Consider the following 22,591-nt stretch of genomic DNA (forward strand, 5'->3'; position numbering starts at 1 on the left):
CCGTAATAAATAACATCTCAAAGCTGAAAGCATTAGAGCGATTGCGCTATTCCACTTCTTATATTCTCGTTGATAATCTGACCATCAAACAACCGGATAATCCGCTGAGCATATTCAGCATCGCGCTGCGAGTGTGTTACCATAATAATGGTAGTTCCGCCCTGGTTTAGTGATGCAAGCAAATTCATCACCTCTTCACCATGTGCTGAATCAAGGTTACCGGTAGGCTCATCAGCAAGAATCAGATGAGGAGTTGCCACTACGGCGCGGGCCACAGCAACTCTTTGTTGCTGACCTCCGGATAACTGCAGCGGGAAGTGTTTTCTGCGATGGGCAATCTGCATCTGTTCAAGAGCTGATTCAACCCTTTTTTTGCGATCAGCAGCATTAAGCCCAAGGTAAATCAGGGGCAATTCCACATTTTCATAAACATTCAGTTCATCAATCAGATTAAAGTTTTGAAAAACAAACCCTATGTTTTGCTTGCGTGTATTGGCTCTTTGTTTTTCAGACAAACCAGAGACCTCCTTACCCAGAAAAACATAATCGCCATTGGTTGGATTGTCAAGCAATCCGAGAATATTCAGCAAAGTTGATTTGCCACAACCCGAAGGCCCCATAATGGCTACAAATTCACCCTTTTTAATTTCAAAGGAAACCTTGTTTAAAGCAGTGGTCTCAACTTCGTCAGTTCTAAAAATTTTGGTAAGATTTACGGTTTTTATCATGTCGGAAAGGATTAAAAATGTGAAACGTTCAATTATTTTTTGAAAACCAGTTTTTCTTTATCACCAAAGGAATCATAAGAAGATACAATAACCTTTTCACCATCGGTTAATCCTTCAAGAACCTCATAAAAGCTGGTATTCTGCCTGCCTATTTTTATATTTCTGCGGGTTGCAAATTTGCCTGAAGCATCAACAACATAAATCCAGTTGCCACCAGTTTCCTGGAAAAAACCGCCCCGCTTCACAATCAAAGCATCATTGGAACCGGAAAACTGCACACGCAACTGGACCGTTTGGCCGCGTTTGATATCTGACGGCTCATCCCCGTCAAACAACAAATCAACCTGAAAAGAGCCATTGGTTACATCTGTATAAATTTTGCTAATCTCAAGTTGATATAATTTTCCACCAAGGTCAAACTCAGCCTTTTGGCCTGTAAAAACCCTTGAAATATATCGTTCATCAATGTTTGCTCTGAGTTTAAAACCATCCATCATATCAATCTGCCCCAGATGCTCTCCGGCTGATTTGGTTTCACCTATTTCCACAATAAAGGATGACAACTTCCCATCAGTTGGTGATTTTATTGTCATGTTATCCATATTGCGCTTCAACAGCGAAAGGTTGTTGTTCATGCGCTCCATAGATGAGCTAATCTGCGCCCCCTGCGCAACACCCGCTATAGAATCAAGTTTTCTTAAACGCAATGTAATCTCAAGCTGCTTCAATGAATAATTATAATCCCTTTGGGCATCTTCATATTCCTTCAATGAAATCAGTTTATCCTGATAAAACTGCTCTTTTCGTCTAAAGTCAGTTTTAACCTTATCGATTTCATAATTCAACTGAGCAATCTCCTTTTGCCGGGTAAATCGCAGTTGCTCAAGACTGATACGGGTGTTAGCCAGATTATTGATAGCATCATACATTCTGGTCTCCTGGTCCATATAGCTCAGTTCCATATTAGCATTGGCCAGCTTAAGAATCGGATCCCCTTTTTTCAATATGGCTCCATCTTCAACAAATACCTCTTCTACAATTCCACCCTGAACGGCGTCAATATAAACGGTATTACGGGGAAATACAACGCCATCTACAGGAATAAACTCCTGAAATTTACTTTTTTCAACTGTAGCAATTGACAGCTGCTTCTCATCAACATATAAACGGCTTCTGGTATCCCTGAAAAGAAACATCCAGGCCAATAAAATCAGAAAAACAAGTCCGGCAGCAAGAGCTGCAATCCGACCGGTTGTCCAACGCTTTTTTTCAATTATTCTGTCCATATGATAGTTTGAATATTTTACGATGAGTCGTTAGCCAATATTGTGCCACAAATAGTAATGCACTGTTTCACAAACCATTATCTCTTTTTACAAAAATTTAACATATTTCATCTGTTCAAAGCCGTTCTTTTACTTGTTCGTTTTCGAACAATCTATGTATATTAGCGGATCAAATATAGATCATGCCCTTATTATTTAAGGCTAAAAAACAATTCTATGAGTAAAATTGAGGCCAGGATATTAATTGTTGACGACGACCAGGATGTTTTGCTTGCGGCAAAGTTATTTCTTAAACAACATTTCACCATTGTTCACACCGAAAAGGATCCTGAAAACATTCCTTCCTTATTAAAGAATGACAGTTACGATCTGATTCTGCTCGACATGAACTTTTCGCGCGATGCCACCAGCGGAAAAGAAGGATTTCACTGGCTCAACAAGATTATTGAGATTGACCCCATGGCTGTCGTCATATTTATTACCGGTTATGGCGACATAGAGTTGGCCGTACAAGGCATTAAAGAAGGTGCAACCAACTTCATATTGAAACCATGGGACAACAAGAAACTGCTGGGAACCATTACAGCCAATCTTAAAGTCCGCCATTCAAAAGAAGAAATAGAAGATCTGCGCTCAAAACAAAAAGTACTGATAGCCAATCAGGACCAGGCCTATGGCAACCTCATCGGACAGTCAGAAGCCATGCGTAAAGTTTTGATGACAGTTGACAAAGTGGCCAAAACCGAAGCCAATGTGCTGATTCTGGGCGAAAACGGAACCGGCAAAGAACTGATAGCCAGAGCAATTCATCGCGCTTCAGCCCGAAAAGACGAAGTGTTTATCAGTGTTGACTTAGGCGCTATCAGCGAAACTTTGTTCGAAAGTGAACTTTTCGGTTTCAAGAAAGGAGCATTTACCGACGCCAAAGAAGACAGAGCCGGGCGATTTGAAGCAGCCAACCGTGGCACCATCTTTCTCGACGAAATCGGGAACCTTTCATTTGCCTTACAATCTAAACTTTTAAGTGTAATTCAAAACCGCAAAGTAGTCAGACTGGGCACCAATCGTGAAATCCCCATTGATGTACGCCTGATTTGCGCCACCAATATGCCATTGTATCAAATGGTGAATGAAAACAAATTCAGACAGGATTTGCTATACCGAATCAATACCGTTGAAATACACTTACCGCCATTGCGCGAACGTTTTGACGACATTCCTCTTTTAGTTGATCATTTTCTGACGATCTACTGCAAGAAATACAAAATGCCGCTGAAAAGAATAAATCCGACAACCATCAGACGGCTCGAAAAACACACCTGGCCCGGAAATATCAGAGAACTTCAGCACGCAGTTGAAAGGGCTGTAATTATGAGTGAAAGCAACGTACTGATGCCGCACGATTTTTTTCTTTCGCAGGTTGAAGAAAACGGGCAGAATGATAGTATCGAAGAAGTTACCAATCTTGAAGAAAGAGAGAAATTGCTTATCAGACGTGTGGTTGACAAACATGGCGGTAACATAAGCAAGGCTGCCAAAGAACTGGGACTAACCCGCGCTTCACTCTACCGTAGAATTGAAAAACATGGGCTTTAAAAACTTCAGGTTCTGGATTATTATCAGGGTACTGCTGATAACGGCAAATCTTCTTTTGCTGGTTATACTGGCGTCACGCCCCCAACATGAAATCACTGCATTTATCATCGGTTTTTTCGCCCTGGTTCAAATCATTGCCCTGATTCGTTTTATTGAGCGCACCAACAGAAAACTCACCCAGTTTTTAGAAAGCATTCGTCACTCCGATTTCACTTCCTCATTCAGCGACCGTGGACTTGGCAGAAGCTTCGAGGGCCTCAACAGAGCCTTTAATGAAGTAATCAAGGAATTCAAAAAAAACCGGGCCGAAAAGGAAGAGCACTACAACTACCTGCTCACTGTGGTTCAGCATGTAAGCATCGGGATTGTTGCTTATCGCAAAGACGGCAAGGTTGATATCTTCAACAACTCCATTAAAAGGCTGCTAAAAATCAACAATCTGAAAGACATTGCCGAACTGGCTGAACTAAAACCAGAATTACCGGGCATTTTACTCAGCATGAAAGCCGGCGACAGGCAGTTGATTAAGCTGGTTGTTGACGATGAGCTGTTGCAACTTTCTGTTTATGCAACAGAGTTCAGGATGAGGGGCGAAGAGTTTCTGCTGGTCACTTTTCAGAATATCAGTTCTGAGTTGGAAGAAAAAGAAATTGACTCATGGCAGAAACTCATCAGGGTGCTTACGCATGAAATCATGAATTCGATTACCCCTATCTCTTCTTTGGCCTCAACGGTACAAGACATTCTTTTTGAAGATTCAGACGGCATCATCAAACTCAGGGAACTTGACGAAGATGACACCGAAAGTGTTGAACAAGGACTCTCGACCATCCAAAACAGAAGTCAGGGACTGCTTACTTTTGTGGAAACTTACCGCAACCTCACCCGTATTCCCAGGCCTAATTTCAGGTATTTTGAAGTAAAGGAGCTCTTCGACAGGGCGCATATCCTGCTTAAACCTAAAATGGACAAGTACAATATTTTTTGTCAAACCAGGGTTTTCCCCGATGACTTAAAGATTACAGCCGATCCCGATTTAATAGACCAGGTGGTTATTAACCTGATACTTAACGCCATTGACGCTGTAAAAGAGAGTCAGAATGCACAAATCAGCATCACTGCCGCCTCCAATGCCAACGGTCGCGTTACCATTGATTTTTCCGACAACGGACACGGTATAAAGCCTGATGTAATGGATAAGATTTTTATGCCATTCTTCACATCTAAGAAAGAAGGCTCAGGAATAGGATTAAGTTTATCACGCCAAATTATGCATTTGCACAAGGGAACCATCACTGTTAAGTCAAAACCCGGCGAAGGAGCTGTTTTCACACTTGTATTCTGAATTCATCCTGAATAAACACCTTATCCTTTTATTTGTTATTAACACTAAAAACACTCTATGCATATAAAAACAGCCTCCACTGAACACCCCATTCATGACATTCTGCGCGACAGATGGTCGCCCCGTGCATTCAACGGTCAAACTATTGAAAATAAACAACTTCTAAGCTTATTTGAAGCTGCAAGATGGACTCCGTCAGCTTCAAACATCCAGCCATGGTCATTTATTATTGGCAAAAAAGGAGATGACACCTACAATAAAATTAACCAAACCCTGGTTGAGTTCAATCAGTTATGGGCCACCACTGCTCCAGTGCTGATGTTGGCAATTGCGCAAACCACCAATTCAAAAAAGCAGCCCAACATATCAGCCTTATACGATCTCGGACAATCGGTGGCCTCTCTTACTTTTCAAGCGGGTGCACTCGGCCTGTACGTTCACCAGATGGGCGGATTCAACACCTCTGAAGCTGCCAGACTTTTTGAAATTCCCGAAGATTACACAGTTGCAACTGCTATTGCCATTGGACATCTGGGCGATCCTGCAATGCTGCATGAAAACCTTCAAAAAATGGAAACAGCTCCCCGACAGCGACGTCAAGCCAATGAATTCGTCTTTGGTGCAAAATTCGGCCAGCCTTCTGAAATTTTTAATCAGCAATAAAAAAAGTAAAATGAATCTTCATAAAATAACAGTTGCAATCACAACTGTATGTATTATCCTGTTTACCAGCAGCTGTGGCGACAGAAAAAAAACGCCTGCTGTTTCGGGGGCCGAAAAGGCAAGTGAAACCAGCAATGTTTTTGTTCCGGAATTTAATGCTGATTCAGCTTATGCTTATATTGAGCGTCAGCTGGAATTTGGCCCCAGAGTTCCCAATACAGCTGCGCACAGAGCCTGTGCACAATGGCTTGAAAGCTCTTTCAAAAGATTTACACCGGATGTGATTGTTCAAAAGGCAAAACTCAGGGCTTTTGACGGAACAATACTGGATGCCAGTAACATTATTGCACAATTCAACCCTGATCAGCCTTCAAGGGTACTTTTATGTGCCCATTGGGATTCGCGCCCCTGGGCTGATCATGACCCTGATCCTGCTAACCACAAAAAACCTGTGCCTGCTGCCAATGACGGAGCCAGCGGAGTGGGTGTGCTACTCGAAATTGCACGCCAGATGAGTCAGCACAATCCGGGAATTGGTGTCGACATTGTTTTATTCGATGCCGAAGACTATGGCGAACCACAGGAATTACAGGGCCAGCATGAAGACTCCTGGGGGCTGGGCTCACAGTATTGGTCAAAAAACCCGCATATCCCCGGATACATGGCCAGGTATGGCATACTGCTGGATATGGTTGGCGCCGAAGGAGCTACCTTTACCATGGAAGGCACCTCTATGTATTTTGCACCCGATGTGATGCGCAGGGTTTGGAATATTGCCCACCGGCTTGGTTATGACACCTATTTCTCAACCAAAAAAACCGGCGCTATTACCGATGACCATTTGTATGTGAATGACATTTTAAGAATCCCGACCATAGACATTATTGACTACGACCAGGACAGAGAGAAAGGATTTTTCAAATACTGGCATACTGTTCATGATGACATGAGCAATATCAGTAAAGAAACACTCAAAGCTGTGGGTCACACAGTTATAACGGCGGTTTACGAGACTAAATAACTAAAAATAAATCATTAAAAAAGGGCACATTGCAGTGCCCTTTTTTAATGATTGCAATTTCGCCCCCTGGCTACAACAGTTCATTGGCCAGATTGGCAAGTTCAGAGCGCTCCCCTTTCTCCAGTCTGACATGCGCATAAATGGAGCGGTGTTTGATTTTATCAATCAGATAGGAAAGGCCGTTACTTTGTGCATCAAGATAAGGTGTATCAATCTGATAGATATCTCCTGTAAAAATAATCTTGGTATTTTGACCTGCGCGGGTAATAATGGTTTTAATCTCGTGTGGAGTGAGGTTCTGAGCCTCATCAACAATAAAGCAAACATTGGAAATACTGCGCCCCCTGATATAAGCAAGAGGCTGAATAACAATTTTTTCACTCTCAAGTGAATCTGTAATATTCTTATATTCCTTGTCCTTTTCGCTAAACTGGCTTTGAATAAACTTCAGATTATCATACAAAGGCTCCATATAGGGATTGATCTTCGATTTGATATCGCCGGGTAAAAAGCCCAGATCTTTGTTACTTAACGGCACGATGGGCCTGGCCAGAAAAACCTGCTTAAAGTTACGCTTCTGGTCAAGGGCAGCAGCCAATGCAAGCAGGGTTTTCCCTGTACCGGCCACCCCCTGCAGGGTTACCAGTTTAACGTCGGGATTCAGAATTGCATGGAGCGCAAAAACCTGCTCGGCATTGCGCGGAGTAATTCTGAAAGCCGACCTCTTTTCAATGCGTTCAATATTATTGGTTACAGAATTGAAAAATGCAAGCGCCGAAGTACTCGTATTTCTGAGAATATAATAATGATTGGGCGTTGGATTTTTAACGCCAACATCGCGGGGCGAACAATACCCCTGCTGATAAAGCTTGTCAATAACCTTGCCCGGCAAGTTTACAATCGTTGAAATACCAGTATAGAGCCCTTCAACATCTTTGACTTTTCCAGTAAGAAAGTCTTCAGCAGTGATATTGAGCGACTTGGCCTTTAATCTGAGGTTAATATCCTTACTTACCAGAATCACTTTCCGTTCAGCATTTTCCTGAGAGAGTGCCAGGGCTGCATTTAAAATCCGGTGATCGGGCTTGTTATCATCAAAAATCAACCTGGCATCCAGCGCACTCCGTTCATTCATCACCACTTTAAATCTTCCGCCTTTTGAGTTCACCAGGGGAATCCAATCGGTAAGCGTATTGTTCTCAGATAATGCATCAATAATCCTGATAAACTCGCGGGCCTCAAAGTTTTTGGTATCATTTCCCTTTTTGAAATTATCCAGCTCTTCAAGCACAGTAATCGGGATTGCAACATCATTATCCTCAAAGTTATTGATTGAATCATGATTATAAAGGATAACCGACGTGTCAAGAACAAAAATCTTTTTTGGGCCCCTGCTTTTCACCGCCCGAACCTTTCTTGTAACCGCTGTTTCGGGCGGGAGGCTTGCCAACAGAAATTCTTTATCATCATCCGCACTGCGGCCCACCGTTTCCATTGTTTGCCCCTCTTCAGCAAAAGCCGGATTGAAATCGTCAACTGGAGGGAGTGTCTTTTTACTTTTTCGCAAACCTGACAGACCGTTTGCTGAAGCAGGCTGTGTGGGCGCTGTCTTTGTACCTCTTTTCTTCTTCAGTACCGGCTCCACTGGTTCTGAGACATCCTGCAGTGCAGCCTTTTCAATGCTTAAAGGAAACTCTGTTTTACCATTAAGCTGAGCTGTTGTTGGTTTTTTAGATGTAAGCTTTCCGCTTGTTCTGCCTTTTCCGGCTTTCTCATCTGTAAGTTTCTTTTTAGCCATAAGTACGAAGTTTTCAGTTAATGCCTCTTAACCACAAGGCTGGGGTGTTTTTAACAGCCTTTCGGTGTTGTACCCCTCTTGCCTGAGGGACTGCACAATAGATTCGAACAACTCCGAATCCATCACAGGTGTCCGGCTCAGTATCCACAGATAATCTTTACCCGGGGAGGAAACAACAGCCCATTGATAATCCCTGTCGAGTCTTACAATCCAGTAATCGCCTTTAAAAGGCCAGAAAAACTGAACTTTCAGTTTGGTATTGTTGCTTCCCTTTACCACAAAAGCTTTGCCTTTAACACCGGATTCACTTTTATTAAAACCACCTTTCCGGCATTTGTTTTCCACCCTGACATACCCATCCTGAGTCAGTGTATACTCAGCAGTAGTGCAATAACATCCGCGCTGAAATCTGGCCGGATAAGAGGCAATATCATACCACAAGCCGGCATATCTGTTCAGGTCAACCGAGCCGACAGAGGTAGGCGTATTATCCTGGGCTTTGCAACCAAACAGCAAACCTGCAACCATAACAAACATGAGTTTCTGTTTCATTTTTTTTAACTATCTGTAAATTTAATTAAAAACAGCCCCTTTTCTGTGAAGTTGAGAAAATATTAAGTAACAAAATAACAGCCTTATATCCATTTGGTTTTCTGAATATTAAGCTTTTTTATCAACAATTTGCAAGAAACCCAATTGCAGGTCAGGCATATTTTCCAATACTCATTAAAAACACGAGTCAAAACAGATTTAAGCTGCCATAAAAAGCCTTTTATGATTTAGTTTTCCCTAAAAGAGAGCATAAAAAAAGGGCCGGTTACCCGACCCTTGAATCACGCCTTCGAAAGATTCAACTTTTAGCCTTGCCGCCCATCATGAGCAGCTCATTTACCCATATTTCAGTCATATTATGAGTTTTTCCGTCTTTGTCATCCCAAGTACGGTAGGTAAGCTTACCTTCAATGGCTATTTCCTTGCCTTTGCTCAGGTACTTCTCGCAGGTATCGGCCAGCTTCCCCCACACAACAAGCTGATGCCATTGGGTTTGTTTAACTTTTTCACCGTTTTTCCCTGTGTATTCATCATTGGTTGCCAACGAGAAACGCGCTACTTTTTTACCACTGTCAAGGGTTTTTACTTCAGGATCAACACCCAGATGACCAATTAACTGCACACGATTTCTTAAGGAGTTCATGATTTTAAATTTTAAAGTTGTGAATATAATTTTTGAATAGTTTAATTTGAGGCCAACACAGGATATTATGATTTGGTTACCACTGAATTAGCCGGATTATTTTTGAATACAGGACATGAATCAGCGTGCAACTATATTCCTGCAGCACTTTTATCGCTCATCATGAGGATATCATTTACATTGATTTCAGTCACAAAGCGCCTGTTGTTGTCCTTATCAGTAAAAACGCGGTAACCAAGCTTTCCTTCCACTGCGATTTCCTTGCCTTTTGTAAGATACTTTTCACAAACATCAACAAGTCCACCCCACACTACCAGGCTATGCCATTGGGTGTCTTTTACCTTTTCGCCTGCTTTATTATAATACTCATCGGTGGTAGCCAGACTGAAGGTGGCCAGTTTTTTATTTTTATCGAAAGTTCTGATGATGGGATCGGCTCCCAGCCTGCCAATGAGTTGTACTGTATTTGTCAGCCTATTCATGATGATAATTTTTAAATTGAACGGTTTGATTTTTTAGATTTTTATTACCGCTTATCCGGCCTGACGTCCGCTTATCATCAGCAAATCATTCACGGTAATTTCGGTAATCAGTCTGCTATTGCCTTCGCTGTCAGTAAATGCGCGGTATGCAATACGACCTTCTACGGCTATTTCGCGGCCTTTCTGTAAATATTTACCACATATTTCGGCCAGTTTTCCCCAAACCACCAGTTGATGCCATTGGGTACGAATGGCTTTTTCCCCTTTATTTCCAACTGCACGCTCGCTGGTTGCCAGCGACAAACGGGCCATTACGCTTCCGTTTTCAAAAGTTTTTACTTCCGGATCTGCGCCCAGATGCCCAATTAATTGTACACGATTGTTTAATGCTTTCATTTTTTTAAGTTTTGCGCCCGTCTTTGGGCCTGTTCAACATTTAACTAACTACACTTTGCCAATCCTTACTGTTTGTGATTGAACGATGAAGCAAAACTACTTCAGGCTGATAACCCGATTCGGTTATTAGTCATTTACATTCGAATGTAGTCGTTTGTAAACGTTTAAAATTGGCTAAAATCATCACAACCCACACCTTACAGACTGATTTACTGACCTTTATAAAATTCAGCAAAAAATGTAAATTTCAAAGCCATGAAAATATTTTTTAACCTAACGGGTCAATATTGCCATTTTTAGCCTATTTTTGATAGACTGAAATACAAGGTTTTGAATCTTCAATCAATTCTCAGTTTTCTGCAAGAAAATAAACTCACTTTTTAAAAATTACACCCCATGGCAAAAGGAAGAGATGTTCAAAAAGAGGCCAAGAAAGAGCCCACCAAAACCCTGAAAGAGAAGCGGTTGGAAAAGAAAGAAAAGAAAGCTAAAAATTAAGCAAGCTCAAAAAAAGGCATCGTTCTGTTTTACCGGAATAAGTTAAGCCTGTCAGCTCATCCAGCCGGCAGGCTTTGTTTTATATATTTTAACCATTTCGTTTAAAATTTTTCCGCTATTAAATCGGATAAAAAACACAATCTGTCATGAACAAAATTGTACACTCAAATAAACAATTGCAGTCCATTCATATTTTTTTATGTTTTTTTCAGTATCTTCGTTTAAACTATAATATAAATACAAATAAGCTATACTGTTATGCAAAAAACATGTCTCGATTGCGGCGAACCTATTGTGGGGCGCGCCGATAAAAAATTTTGCAGTGATCAATGCCGCAATAATTACAACAATCGCATCAACAGCGACACCAGCGCAATGGTACGAAACATCAACAACGCCCTGAGAAAAAACCGCAGAATTCTATCTGAACTTAATCCATCCGACAAAGTCACTGTTCATAAAGAGAAACTTTCAAACCTCGGGTTTAACTTTAATTATATCACCCATCTCTATACGACCCAAAAAGGAAGCACCTACCGCTTTGTATATGAATATGGTTACTTGCCGCTCGAAAACGATTTTTATATGCTGGTGGTAAGAGACAGAAAACCCTGATGCACCCCGCGACTCAATAACAGACGGTGCATATGCAACACAGCATACTGCCTTGCTCTCTCTCCGACAGATAAAGGAACACAGCAAGCAACAGATTTATGTGAAAATAATTATCGCCCACCGCTAATAAACACTTTTACCGGAAAACATATTCAGACATATAAAAAACATAATACCATTCTGCATCAATATTTTAGCATCACAAACAAGCCGAATACCCCAACGCACAAGCAAAGTATTATTATTTTACATCATCATGTAAATATATTTACTTTTATCGTATTACTTTATTCAATACCGACTATTAATTAAACAGGCAGGCAGGTAAAACAAAGAAAGCCTGACAGCTTCAAAATTGCATGAAAACATCATTTAATAACTCTTTTAAACTCCTTTAAACAGGCGCTTTGACAAGAATTAATATAACCGATATGAAAGCACTTAAAATAACAGTTAACGGAGATCTATACCGTAAAGGCTACCGCTATCAGGCCATTAAAAAAGCCAATGAGTTAAATTTATACGGTTTTATCCAGTATCTTAAAAATGGCGAAGGTGTTACCATTCATGCACAGGGTCAGGAAGAAAAGCTGCTTCAGTTTGTAGACTGGTGCAGACACGGTGCTCACCAGTGCAACATCACCTCTATCGGATCAGAAACAGCGCAATTAGGATATTTCAGAAATTTCTCCATCGCCACCAACGCTGAAAATTTGCCTAACATACAACTCAACAACCCGGTAAAAGCAAATTTGGCAGAAGCTTACGAAAATACGGCCGAACAAAAATCCAATATCAGGTCAGGCATTAAATGGCTCAGAACAGCCTTCTATTAAAAAACTTCAGGCGAACAGGCATCATTCAATAACACCTTATACACTACCTTCCCAAATACTGATATTTGGCTTTACGCGAGCCATGACAGTCAGTTCAACAAAATTTCCGAAATATTTAAGGTTACAGATTAACCCAGGCAGTTTCCGGCTCCCTTTTAAACCAACCTTACCTGCCATTCGGGCCCAATCGGCCAGGAATTCATCCGGTAGCACCTGAACATAGGCAGCGCTGCAAACACTCCAGGCGGCAGTTTAATTAACATTTTCCAGCAGGCATCAAATTAAAAGTCATTTCAGCCGCCATTTCAGTAAAAGAAAAGGGGGCAGGATAAAATTACGCTAAAGGCGAATGAAACATAATTATGTATGCGTTTATTTACAGCAGCAGCAACTATTGGAATAGCCTGCACTCAGCATAAAAATCTGCCATGCAAATATTATCATTTACCGGTTGGTTGCCTGCCGCAAACACCATTATAAACCTTCATTATACTCCCCGATGAATTCATCATCGCTCATTATAGTCCCAAACAGTAAAAAAACACTAATTTTGACCCAAATAGCTTTTACCTCGCAAATTCAAAATCAACATATACCTCAAACAACCTCAAACCATGAAAAAAGTAATTTACACTGATCATGCACCCAAAGCAATTGGCCCTTACAGCCAGGCCATTGAAATCAACGGAATGTTATTTATCTCAGGTCAGGTTCCCATTGACCCGGAAACCGGTAAAATAGTTGAAGGCGGCATCAAAGAACAAACAGAACAGGTAATGAAAAATATCGGGGCCATACTGAAAGCAGCCGGCTACGATTTTCAGGATGTCATTAAATCGACCTGTTTGCTGAGTGATATGGTAAATTTCACTGACATGAATGAGGTTTACGGCCGCTATTATACCGAAAACCCTCCCGCAAGAGCTGCTTACGGCGTGGTTCGCCTGCCACTCGGCGCCATGGTTGAAATTGAAACCATTGCAGCCAAATAACCAGTTACAGGTTACCTGTTTTTAATGTAAACTATTCGCATTCATGGCAGAATCCTGCCGGTAAACAACATTTTATGAGAAAACAAATCATCATACTCACCATCATTCTGTGCTCTTTCAGGATGGTTTTTGCAGGAGAAGGCATGTGGATTCCCATGTTGCTTGAACAGCTGAACGAACCCGAAATGAAAAGCATGGGTATGCGCATCAGCGCCGAAGACATATACAGCATCAACAAATCAAGCCTGAAAGACGCCATACTTTTATTTGGACGCGGCTGCACTGCTGAAATCGTTTCCGACCAAGGGCTTATTCTTACCAACCACCATTGCGGCTTCGGTCAGATTCAAAAGCACAGTTCACTGGAGCACGATTATCTCACCACAGGTTTTTGGGCCATGGACAAATCACAGGAATTACCCAATCCAGGCCTGAGCGTTACCCTACTTATCAGGATGGACGATGTAACCCTTCAAGTACTGGAAGGCGTAACACCTTCCATGTCAGAGAAAGAACGCGCTGCCATCATTAAAACCAACATGGGCAAGCTCGAAAAAAGCGCTGTTGAAGGCACAAGTTACAATGCACGTATCAAACCCTTTTACTATGGCAATGAGTATTATATGTTTATTACCCAAACATTTAACGACGTACGCCTGGTAGGTGCGCCCCCGTCAAACATCGGAAAATTTGGCGGAGACACCGACAACTGGATGTGGCCCAGACATACCGGCGACTTCTCTATGTTCAGGATTTATGTAAACAAAAACAACGAACCGGCAGATTATTCACCTGACAATGTCCCCTACAAGCCCAAAAGCCACCTTCCGGTTTCGCTCAAAGGCGTTGAAAAAAATGACTTTACCTTTGTTTTTGGCTATCCGGGCAGTACACAGGAATACCTCCCCTCGTATGCAATTGATATGATAACCGGAACAGAAAACCCGCCTGCCATCCGCCTGCGCGAGAAAAGACTTGGCATTTTTGATGGCTTTATGGAACAAAGCGACTTGATTAGAATACAATATGCTGATAAATATGCCGGTGTGGCCAATTACTGGAAAAAAATGATTGGTGAAAACCGCGGAATCAAAAAACTGGATGCCATTGAAAAGAAACAGGCTCTAGAAAGTCAGTTTATTGCCTGGGCCAATGCCGACGAAAACAGAGCCCGCAAATATGCCGCCTTATTGCCCGAATTTAAATCACTCTATGCCCGTCTGGCTCCGCTCTCTGAATCGCAGACATACCTTATTGAAGGAGGCCTTGGCATTGAAGCAATTCGTTACACCTACAACTTTAACCAACTGGCTGAATTGAGCAAGGACAAAAACACGCCGCCCGAAGATTTGGCAAAGTTATTGTCACAACTGCAAAACGGGGCAAAAGCCTTTTTCAAAAACTACCAGCAACAAATTGACAAACAAGTATTTGCCAGTTTGATGGCTGATTGGTTTCAGCATCAGAATGAATCAACACTTCCGGCCGAACTGGTAAAAAGCGCCATTGTATTTAACAATAACTTTGAGGCCTGGGCCGATGCCGTATACTCAAAAAGCATATTTACCGATGCCGGAAGACTGGATAAATTCCTGTCATCATACAAAGCCAAGAACTTTAAGAAGATTGAGGCAGACCCAATGTTTATCCTCACCAGGTCGGTATACAATCAATATTTCACCGCCATACTTCCCGAATCAGCCGCCATCAACAGCAAACTCGACAGCCTTCAGCGTATTTACATGCAGGGATTGATGGAGTTTCAGACAGGAAAGCGTTTTTACCCGGATGCAAATTCCACCTTAAGAGTAGCTTACGGCGTGGTAAATGATTACGATCCGCGCGACGCTGTGCATTATCGCTACTACACAACCCTTGAAGGCATCATGGAGAAAGAAGATCCTGCGATTTACGATTACGTGGTTGAGCCCCGGTTAAAACAGCTGTACGAACAAAAAGATTACGGACAGTATATGGCCAAAGACGGAACCATGCGCATTGCATTTACCGCCAGCAACCACACCACAGGAGGAAACTCGGGAAGCCCGGTATTGAATGCCGACGGACAGCTGGTGGGTATCAATTTCGACCGCAACTGGGAAGGAACCATGAGTGATTTAATGTACGACCCGGATCAATGTCGCAACATCAGCCTCGACATCCGTTATTGCCTGTTTATCATCGATAAATTTGCCGGAGCAGGCCACCTGGTAAAAGAAATGACACTTGTAAATTAACCCTGCCAACCCCGGATTCAGCTGTCGTACCCTTTTTATTTACGGCAGCTGAATCCGGGATTTTTGTCTTAAAAAAAACCGAAAACCATGGCACGCAACCTTATACTCGCCATACTGTTGATATTGAGCTCAGCCACCAATGCCCAGCAAACCTCTGTACATGCCGAACAATCTGCCTATTACAGAAGCCTGGGGCCAAAAACTGAAGCCCAGTACGATAGTATCAACCTGTTTTCGGGCAGATTAAAGGCAGAAAAAAACAAAGCACAATTAAAGAAACGTGTTTTTGGCTACCACCCTTACTGGATGGGCAGTTCGTGGCAAAATTACCGGTGGGATCTGCTCAGCGACCTGTGTTATTTCTCATACGACACCGACCCCGCTACCGGCAATGCCACATCCACCAATGGCTTTGAAACGGCCGAAGTAATTGATACCGCCCTGGCCCATGGCGTAAATGTTCACCTTTGTGTTACTTTATTTTCAGGCCACTCCACCTTCTTTGGAAATCCACAAGCACAACAAACACTTATCGGCAACCTCATTTCGCTGATAATCCAGCGCGGCATACAGGGAATAAACCTCGACTTCGAAGCAGTGCCCGCTTCGCAACAACAAGGCATTACTGATTTTATTCTGCAGCTTTCGGCGGCCATGCACACCAATGTACCCGGAGCCGAACTGAGCATAGCAGCACCTGCAGTTAACTGGAGCAATACTTTTAACCTGCCGGCCATTGCTCCGGCACTCGACCTGGTTATGATTATGGCTTATGATTATTATTGGGGAGGAAGCGATATTGCGGGACCTGTATCGGGCTACTGGCCGCTTACTTCCTCATTCAACTATGCAGTAAACCATTCGCTCAGCTATTATCAGTCGCAGGGCATTCCTAACGAAAAAATATTACTGGGGCTCCCCTATTATGGCCGTGAATGGCCCGTAACATCCAATACACTTCCGTCCAGCACAACGGGCTCAGGCACTGCTGTAACCTACCGCAATGTGCGCAGCAACAGCAGCGGATATTACACCCCAAACAATCTCTATTGGGACTATCGCAGCTACAACCCTTACTACAGCTATTTTAACAACAACTGGCACCAGTGCTTTTTCGACGACACAAGAAGCCTGGGCGCCAAATACGATATGGTTAACCGCCGAAACACCGGCGGTATTGGCATATGGGCTTTGGGTTACGACAACGGTTATGCTGATTTATGGAATCTGATTGCCGATAAATTTACAGAAGCACAATCAGCCCCCTGTCTGGATACACTTTATGACAGTGGTGGCCCCTGGTGGAACTACGGCGACAGTGAAAGCTACACCGAAACCATCCAAACGGCATGGCCGGGCCCTCTCAGTCTTCATTTTGAGCAGTTAAACCTGGAAACAGGTTTTGACTCGCTGTGGATTTACGATGGCCTGAACACCACCGATGCACTGATTGCAGCCCTTTCAGGAAACGAAACGCCCCCCAGTCTTACTACAACCGGCAACGCGTTTACCATCAGATTTGAAAGCGATGGCGCAACAGCCCGTGCAGGCTATGCATTGGTGTGGAGTTGCCCCACAGCATCCGTTGCAGAACCGGAATCGAACAAAATCAGCCTGTTTCCCAATCCGGCAAGCGACGCCATCCACATTGAGTTTAACAGTCTGCAACCCAATACGTCCATCAGGCTGTTGAGCTGCGATGGACGTTTGATCAAAGAAACAGCTGCCAGCAATCAAAAATCTGTCTGCTTCGATATCAGCAACATTCACCCCGGCTTGTATCTGATCATGGTGTCAAACCCGCAGACCAGATCAATCAGAAAAATAATGATTGAATAACACACAACATTTCCTTCCAAAAATTCAAAAAACCAAGGTGACTTTTAAAGATTATTGTAATTAAAAAGAAGACCTTACGTATTTTGCAGCATCCACATTTCAGGAGAGTCGCATGAAAAAACTGCTGCACTTTTGGCCGAATCCGGGTATTGCATTTTTAAAGATTAGCCATGTAAAAAAATTTCTGAACAGAGAACTCTACACTCAGGAAATTACACACACTACCTGAATAATAAATACAAAAAAACAGCATAAATCAAGTCATGTTCAGCAAGCTCAAACAAAAAAAGAGAACAATACCGCTATCTGTATTGATGAAACGATACAGTGTAGGATTTACCCTGTTTGCCATTCTGAGCATGGCCGTAGCCTATACATGGCTTGAAATCAACGAATTTAAAATCCATTCTGCCGAGTTGCGCGAGAACTTTATGAAAACACATAAAGACATGGTGCGTAACGAAACCCGCAAGGTTATTGACTATATCCAATACACCCGCCTTTTTATTGAAGACAATATGAAGGCAGATTTAAAGCACAGAACCAATCAGGCATGGGAAATTGCCAACAATATATACAAAAACAACCAGCATTCATATTCCAATGCTCAACTTAAAAAGCTCATTAAAGATGCACTCAGGCCCATCCGGTTCAACGAAGGGCGGGGCTATTTCTTTATTGTTTCCATGGATGGTACTGAAGAAATGTTTCCGGTAGCACCTCAGTATGAAGGACTGAACCTGTTGAGCCTCAAAGACGCCCGCGGCAATTTTGTAATAAGAGATGAAATTGAAGTAATTAAAAAATCAAAAGAGGGCTTTGTAAAAGACTATTGGACCAAACCCGGCTCAGACAGCACCATGGTCTACCCCAAAACTTCTTTTATCAAGTTCTTTGAACCGCTCAACTGGTACATTGGCTGTGGAGAGTATATCGACAACAAAGAGAACGACGCCCGGGAGGAAGTAAAAAAGAAAATCAGCGCCACTACTTTCGGTAAAGACGGTTATGTATTTGTTGATTCATATTCAGGACATGCTGTGGTTATCAATTCCCCAAATTTTAAATCAGGCGATTATGTGGGTGATTTAACCGACCCCACCGGAAAAAAGATTCTTGAAGAGCAACGTAAAATAGCACAGCAACCCGGCGGCGGATTTGTTGATTACTACTGGCCCAAACCCAACTCCAGTGAAATTGCTCCTAAAACATCATTCGTTCAGGCCATTGATGAATGGCAATGGGTGGTGGGCGCCGGCATTTATCTTGATGAGATAGAAAACATGATTACGGCAGAACAAAAAAAACTGTATACCCGGGTAACCAATCAGATTCTGCTGGGACTTACTTTACTGATAGTTATTTTCAGTATTATTTACCTCATTGCGCTTCGTCTTTCAGCCAGATTAGGAAACGACTTCAGGAACTTCACAGAAGATTTAACTGCCGCAGTTTCAACGGGTAAAACTCTTGATAAAAATAACTATTCCACTGCCGACCTTCAGCTGGTCAGCGACAGCATCAATCAAATCATTATCGACAAATCAAAAACCGAAAAAACACTGATTGAAAGCGAAGCCCGGCACCGGACAATTTTTGAAAATGTACCCGTGATGATTGCCTTGCTGACGCCCGAAAGAGACTACAAAATGGGCAACCGGCAGCTCGAAAAGGTGTTCAAATTTTATGAATCAGACGTTATCTCAAAGGAAAAGATAGTACAACTGCTAACCAGCGATCCGGTAAATGAGCATTTCATGGAATTGTTTTCCTTTAGTGATGGTATTTTCCGTGAGATAGAAATTAAAACCAGCGCAGGCATCAGACGTCACCACTGGGCACATTTTAAAACATCTGCCGGTGAAATTATTATGGTTGGCTATGACATCACCGAAATGCGCCATACCCAACTTGAGTTGAAAGCACTGAACGACATGAAAGACAAGTTCTTTTCGATTATTGCGCACGACCTGCGCGGGCCCATCGGATCTTTTACCGCTTTTCTTGAATTACTGACAGATAAAACCCAACAACAATCGGCAGCAGACACTGAATTGCACCTCAATTTGCTTAAAAACAATTCAAAATCCATCCTTTTCCTTTTAGACAACCTGCTCTACTGGGCCAGATCACAACGTGGCGCCCTGCCATTCGAACCCTCAGCCCAGGATATAAATTATTTGATTAACAACAATATTGCGCTTTTCAGCTCCTCGGCCGAAGAAAAGCAAATCAAACTCTCTACCCTTATTCCTGAAGGGTTACTTGCCAGAGTTGACCCTCATATGTTCAACACCATTCTGCGCAACCTCATCAACAATGCATTAAAATACACCTCGGCAGGGGGCGTGGTTGCCATTATGGCCAAAGCCAATCATGCGTGGATAAAAGTTTCGGTAACCGACAATGGCACAGGCATGACCGAAGAAACCCTTAAGAAACTGATGAATCCCGGAATAAAACCGGTAAGCATAAAAGGAACCAAAGGAGAAAAAGGTTCAGGACTGGGTTTGGTATTATGTCATGAATTTATTGAAAAGCACGGAAGCCACCTTACCATTGAAAGCGCCCCGGGAAAAGGAAGCTCATTCAGTTTTATGGTTCCACTAGCCTGATATTATTACCTGAGCTCCTGAACATCAAACTCACCGCGGCCTTGTAGAAGCCGCAGAAATAAAGTCAGAATAAAAACATATCCTGTGGCGAATGGCCACTGCCTCAGCTGTGGTATTCTCCCTACCACCGTTCCACCACCGCTATGGGCAGCATTTATTCCAACATTTGCAGGCTCACCTCCAGGTTGGTCGTTCAACCAATGGTTTAATTGGTGGTTTTATTTTTACGAGTTCAGAAATAATTTCATCAATCTGCCTGCTTCTCCATCCATTGCGACTATTCAACTTAATCACATGTTTGCCATTTTGATAAAGCCTCAATGAAAACCCTCCCATGATAAGATTGTCATTTTTGTTTTTAAACGACATCTCATCAAAACCAATCGTGATTCTCCTTTTAATTAAATAATATAGCCAATATTCAGCTTTAACATTTCTGTTTTCATTATCAATAACCACTGAATCAACAGCAGTATGATTTCCCAATAGTTTCATTGAATAAAACAGGAGAAGATCAAGACAAATGAGTTTATACCCTGATTCTGTGAAATTCAAAAAATCGCTAAATTCAATCCCCTTGTTAACACCTATGAAGTTACCCAATAACAAAGCAAGTAAAAACAAAATGCAATGAATAACTGTTTCAAGCCATCTCGGAACATTTATTATTGGATTTGCTAAGTATTTTTTCATTACTACAAGATGTATCGGATTATTTTTAAATATAAATGCATGATCTATCTATAATCCAGCCCCAGCTCATCCTGAAACACCTCACCCTGCCCTCTCCTCAAGAGCCTTTCCCGGGAATTCGGGAAGAGGGTGAAGTTTGTGGTAGTTTGTGAGATTGTTCTCATACTGGTTTAATTGGCTGAACAAATTTAATAAAATTGTAGAACCAGGCTCCCTCTCTTTGAGAGCCTGTCCCGACTATTCGGGAAGAGGGCGGGGGGTGAGGTAAAACCGGAAGGTCGCTATTGTTAAATCTGTTGAAGCTCTATACGTTTTGAATCAAACTATGCTATTAAGATTAACACCCTTTTTAATTGCAACAATTATTGCCTTTATCTCCTTAAAGTCATTAACCTTCCAATTTCTTGTCATTCTTTGCTTGCATATACACTTCCCATTTGAATAAATTCGAAGTTCAAATATTGATTCGCGATAAAAAAGATGATCAACTATTTTAACATCAATATTTTCAATTTTAATCTCTTCATTTTTTATTAGTTTGTCAAATTTATACAATTCAAGATTAACTGTTTTATCCTCTTCAGAAATTGTTAATGAGCCAAGATAATAAATGTAATTGATGGGTATTCTGATGAATGAGAATGCTAATATAATATCAATTATTAATATTATTAGCCAATTTACATGCATAGGAATACTAAAAACATTCCAAAACACAAATGCGATGATAGCTAAAAATATACTAAAATCCCCAAAAGCTCTAAAAACAAAGTATTCAAATTCCGGGTTGTATGCGTGCATTTTTTTTTCCATAAAATATTGGTTTTCACTTATGGTCTTAAACAATTTAGAATAGGCTCATTTTCAACATACTGCTTATTAAATCATTTCCTCAAGCAGATAACTTGAAGTATCATTAGCTGGTTTTGTTTCATAATTTGCTCAATATTATCACCTATAATTAATCCAACTTTCAACTACTCTTTCTACAGTCTTAGGCGCCAAAGGATGAACTGGCTGCGAAGCTAGAGAATTAATATCTTCATTTTCAGTTGCATTACCGGAAGTTTTACTCGTTGAACAACTTTTTATATCATCATTTGATTTAGTAAATACTTTAATAGTTGCAGGGAGAATGTTTATTAGTGTAAAAGCCTGGCTCATTCCTTGCATTGTGCTTTTTATTGGAAACCCTAATCCAAATTCCGCACTACCTTGAGCAAGATCGCCAAGATTGACACCTCCTTCGAATGTACCTCCTGATGTTTTTGAAAAAGCTCCCATTACTACACCTGTGCCAGAAGATGGACATTTGTCAACTTTTTTCTGATCAAATTTATCAGGATGTAAATGCATAATAAGCTTTCCAAAATTCAGACCTGTAGATGTCGGCCCTAATACCCAGCCAGGAAGACCGCCAAAAACTGTTGTTAATGCTCCCCCGGCAATTCCTTAAACATCTTGTACAATATTGTTGTTTGCAAATTCCCCTAGTGTTTCTCCTGTAATTGCATTCTGCTCTGAGTTAAAAACATATAAATATGGCGGATCACCAACCCTCATCCCATCCGGGTCTACAAACCGCATAGGGTTATCCACGTAATAATTGTATGGTGACCACCTGCGGTATTTCTCCGCCATAGGATCAATGCTATGCCACCTCCCCAAAACCGCATCATACATCCTCGCCCCATAATCCAACCACCCCAGCCCCATTTCATCCTGCATCATTTTGCCGTTAAATTTGTATTCATTG

The 22,591-nt window shown here is 41.9% G+C and carries 22 protein-coding genes; 10 read left to right on the forward strand and 12 right to left on the reverse strand.

The features are described 5' to 3' along the window. Nucleotides 1–32 precede the first annotated feature (32 nt). Together H6541_08825 and H6541_08830 are read right to left on the reverse strand one after the other, a co-directional pair. A complete protein-coding gene (locus H6541_08825) occupies nucleotides 33–728 on the reverse strand; it encodes an ABC transporter ATP-binding protein (protein MCB9015882.1) in 696 nt (231 codons plus the stop codon). Between the two features lie 32 nt (nucleotides 729–760). Continuing rightward, a complete protein-coding gene (locus tag H6541_08830; protein MCB9015883.1) occupies nucleotides 761–2,014 on the reverse strand; it encodes an HlyD family efflux transporter periplasmic adaptor subunit in 1,254 nt (417 codons plus the stop codon). A 216-nt stretch (nucleotides 2,015–2,230) separates the two neighbouring features. On the opposite strand from H6541_08830, the gene H6541_08835 reads away from it, so the two are divergent. Genes H6541_08835 through H6541_08850 form a run of 4 tightly spaced genes read left to right on the forward strand, consistent with a single transcriptional unit; the run spans nucleotide 2,231 to nucleotide 6,639 of the window. Continuing rightward, nucleotides 2,231–3,610: a sigma-54-dependent Fis family transcriptional regulator gene (locus H6541_08835; protein ID MCB9015884.1), complete on the forward strand. Its 1,380-nt coding sequence runs from the start codon at nucleotides 2,231–2,233 to the stop codon at nucleotides 3,608–3,610. Next, the gene (locus H6541_08840; protein ID MCB9015885.1) at nucleotides 3,600–4,955 is read left to right on the forward strand and encodes an ATP-binding protein; all 1,356 of its coding nucleotides are present in this window, start codon (nucleotides 3,600–3,602) and stop codon (nucleotides 4,953–4,955) included. The genes H6541_08835 and H6541_08840 overlap by 11 nt, the downstream gene beginning before the upstream one ends. A 57-nt stretch (nucleotides 4,956–5,012) precedes the next feature. After that, nucleotides 5,013–5,618 (forward strand): nitroreductase family protein, encoded by a 606-nt coding sequence (locus H6541_08845; protein ID MCB9015886.1) that lies wholly within the window; start codon nucleotides 5,013–5,015, stop codon nucleotides 5,616–5,618. A 37-nt stretch (nucleotides 5,619–5,655) separates the two neighbouring features. Next, nucleotides 5,656–6,639, forward strand: a complete 984-nt coding sequence (locus tag H6541_08850) for a M28 family peptidase (protein MCB9015887.1) — start codon at nucleotides 5,656–5,658, stop codon at nucleotides 6,637–6,639. Nucleotides 6,640–6,709: 70 nt separating this feature from the next. Here the strand turns inward: H6541_08850 and H6541_08855 are convergent, their stop codons facing one another. From H6541_08855 to ssb (H6541_08875), 5 genes are all read right to left on the reverse strand, one after another. After that, nucleotides 6,710–8,134 (reverse strand): PhoH family protein, encoded by a 1,425-nt coding sequence (locus tag H6541_08855; GenBank protein ID MCB9015888.1) that lies wholly within the window; start codon nucleotides 8,132–8,134, stop codon nucleotides 6,710–6,712. Nucleotides 8,135–8,464: 330 nt separating this feature from the next. Continuing rightward, complete coding sequence (locus H6541_08860; GenBank protein ID MCB9015889.1) at nucleotides 8,465–8,989, reverse strand: lipocalin family protein; 525 nt, start codon at nucleotides 8,987–8,989, stop codon at nucleotides 8,465–8,467. 298 nt (nucleotides 8,990–9,287) lie between these two features. Then, complete coding sequence (locus H6541_08865; protein MCB9015890.1) at nucleotides 9,288–9,632, reverse strand: single-stranded DNA-binding protein; 345 nt, start codon at nucleotides 9,630–9,632, stop codon at nucleotides 9,288–9,290. 131 nt (nucleotides 9,633–9,763) lie between these two features. After that, nucleotides 9,764–10,114 (reverse strand): single-stranded DNA-binding protein, encoded by a 351-nt coding sequence (ssb, locus tag H6541_08870; GenBank protein ID MCB9015891.1) that lies wholly within the window; start codon nucleotides 10,112–10,114, stop codon nucleotides 9,764–9,766. A 51-nt stretch (nucleotides 10,115–10,165) separates the two neighbouring features. Then, nucleotides 10,166–10,510, reverse strand: coding sequence for a single-stranded DNA-binding protein (ssb, locus tag H6541_08875; protein MCB9015892.1), 345 nt, complete (start codon nucleotides 10,508–10,510; stop codon nucleotides 10,166–10,168). 756 nt (nucleotides 10,511–11,266) lie between these two features. Here ssb (H6541_08875) and H6541_08880 point away from each other — a divergent pair. The 6 genes from H6541_08880 (at nucleotide 11,267) to H6541_08905 (ending at nucleotide 20,142) form a co-directional block, all read left to right on the forward strand. Continuing rightward, nucleotides 11,267–11,623: a hypothetical protein gene (locus H6541_08880; GenBank protein ID MCB9015893.1), complete on the forward strand. Its 357-nt coding sequence runs from the start codon at nucleotides 11,267–11,269 to the stop codon at nucleotides 11,621–11,623. 431 nt (nucleotides 11,624–12,054) lie between these two features. Then, nucleotides 12,055–12,459 (forward strand): acylphosphatase, encoded by a 405-nt coding sequence (locus tag H6541_08885; protein MCB9015894.1) that lies wholly within the window; start codon nucleotides 12,055–12,057, stop codon nucleotides 12,457–12,459. A gap of 614 nt (nucleotides 12,460–13,073) precedes the next feature. After that, on the forward strand, nucleotides 13,074–13,451 hold the full coding sequence (locus tag H6541_08890; protein MCB9015895.1) for a RidA family protein: 378 nt from the start codon (nucleotides 13,074–13,076) through the stop codon (nucleotides 13,449–13,451). Nucleotides 13,452–13,525: 74 nt separating this feature from the next. After that, nucleotides 13,526–15,688, forward strand: a complete 2,163-nt coding sequence (locus H6541_08895) for a S46 family peptidase (protein ID MCB9015896.1) — start codon at nucleotides 13,526–13,528, stop codon at nucleotides 15,686–15,688. Nucleotides 15,689–15,775: 87 nt separating this feature from the next. Beyond that, entirely contained in the window at nucleotides 15,776–17,527 is a 1,752-nt protein-coding gene (locus H6541_08900) for a T9SS type A sorting domain-containing protein (protein MCB9015897.1), read from the forward strand. Between the two features lie 314 nt (nucleotides 17,528–17,841). Beyond that, nucleotides 17,842–20,142 (forward strand): cache domain-containing protein, encoded by a 2,301-nt coding sequence (locus H6541_08905; protein MCB9015898.1) that lies wholly within the window; start codon nucleotides 17,842–17,844, stop codon nucleotides 20,140–20,142. Between the two features lie 5 nt (nucleotides 20,143–20,147). Here the strand turns inward: H6541_08905 and H6541_08910 are convergent, their stop codons facing one another. From H6541_08910 to H6541_08930, 5 genes are all read right to left on the reverse strand, one after another. Then, nucleotides 20,148–20,339 (reverse strand): hypothetical protein, encoded by a 192-nt coding sequence (locus H6541_08910; GenBank protein ID MCB9015899.1) that lies wholly within the window; start codon nucleotides 20,337–20,339, stop codon nucleotides 20,148–20,150. Continuing rightward, on the reverse strand, nucleotides 20,317–20,835 hold the full coding sequence (locus H6541_08915; protein MCB9015900.1) for a hypothetical protein: 519 nt from the start codon (nucleotides 20,833–20,835) through the stop codon (nucleotides 20,317–20,319). The genes H6541_08910 and H6541_08915 overlap by 23 nt, the downstream gene beginning before the upstream one ends. A 318-nt stretch (nucleotides 20,836–21,153) precedes the next feature. Beyond that, nucleotides 21,154–21,648, reverse strand: a complete 495-nt coding sequence (locus H6541_08920; GenBank protein ID MCB9015901.1) for a hypothetical protein — start codon at nucleotides 21,646–21,648, stop codon at nucleotides 21,154–21,156. Nucleotides 21,649–21,786: 138 nt separating this feature from the next. Beyond that, entirely contained in the window at nucleotides 21,787–22,191 is a 405-nt protein-coding gene (locus H6541_08925) for a hypothetical protein (GenBank protein MCB9015902.1), read from the reverse strand. Nucleotides 22,192–22,287: 96 nt separating this feature from the next. Next, nucleotides 22,288–22,591, reverse strand: a 304-nt coding sequence (locus H6541_08930) for a hypothetical protein (protein MCB9015903.1), incomplete at its 5' end; no start/stop codon positions are given.

The sequence above is a fragment of the Lentimicrobiaceae bacterium genome, from assembly GCA_020636745.1.
Lineage (GTDB): Bacteria > Bacteroidota > Bacteroidia > Bacteroidales > Lentimicrobiaceae > Lentimicrobium.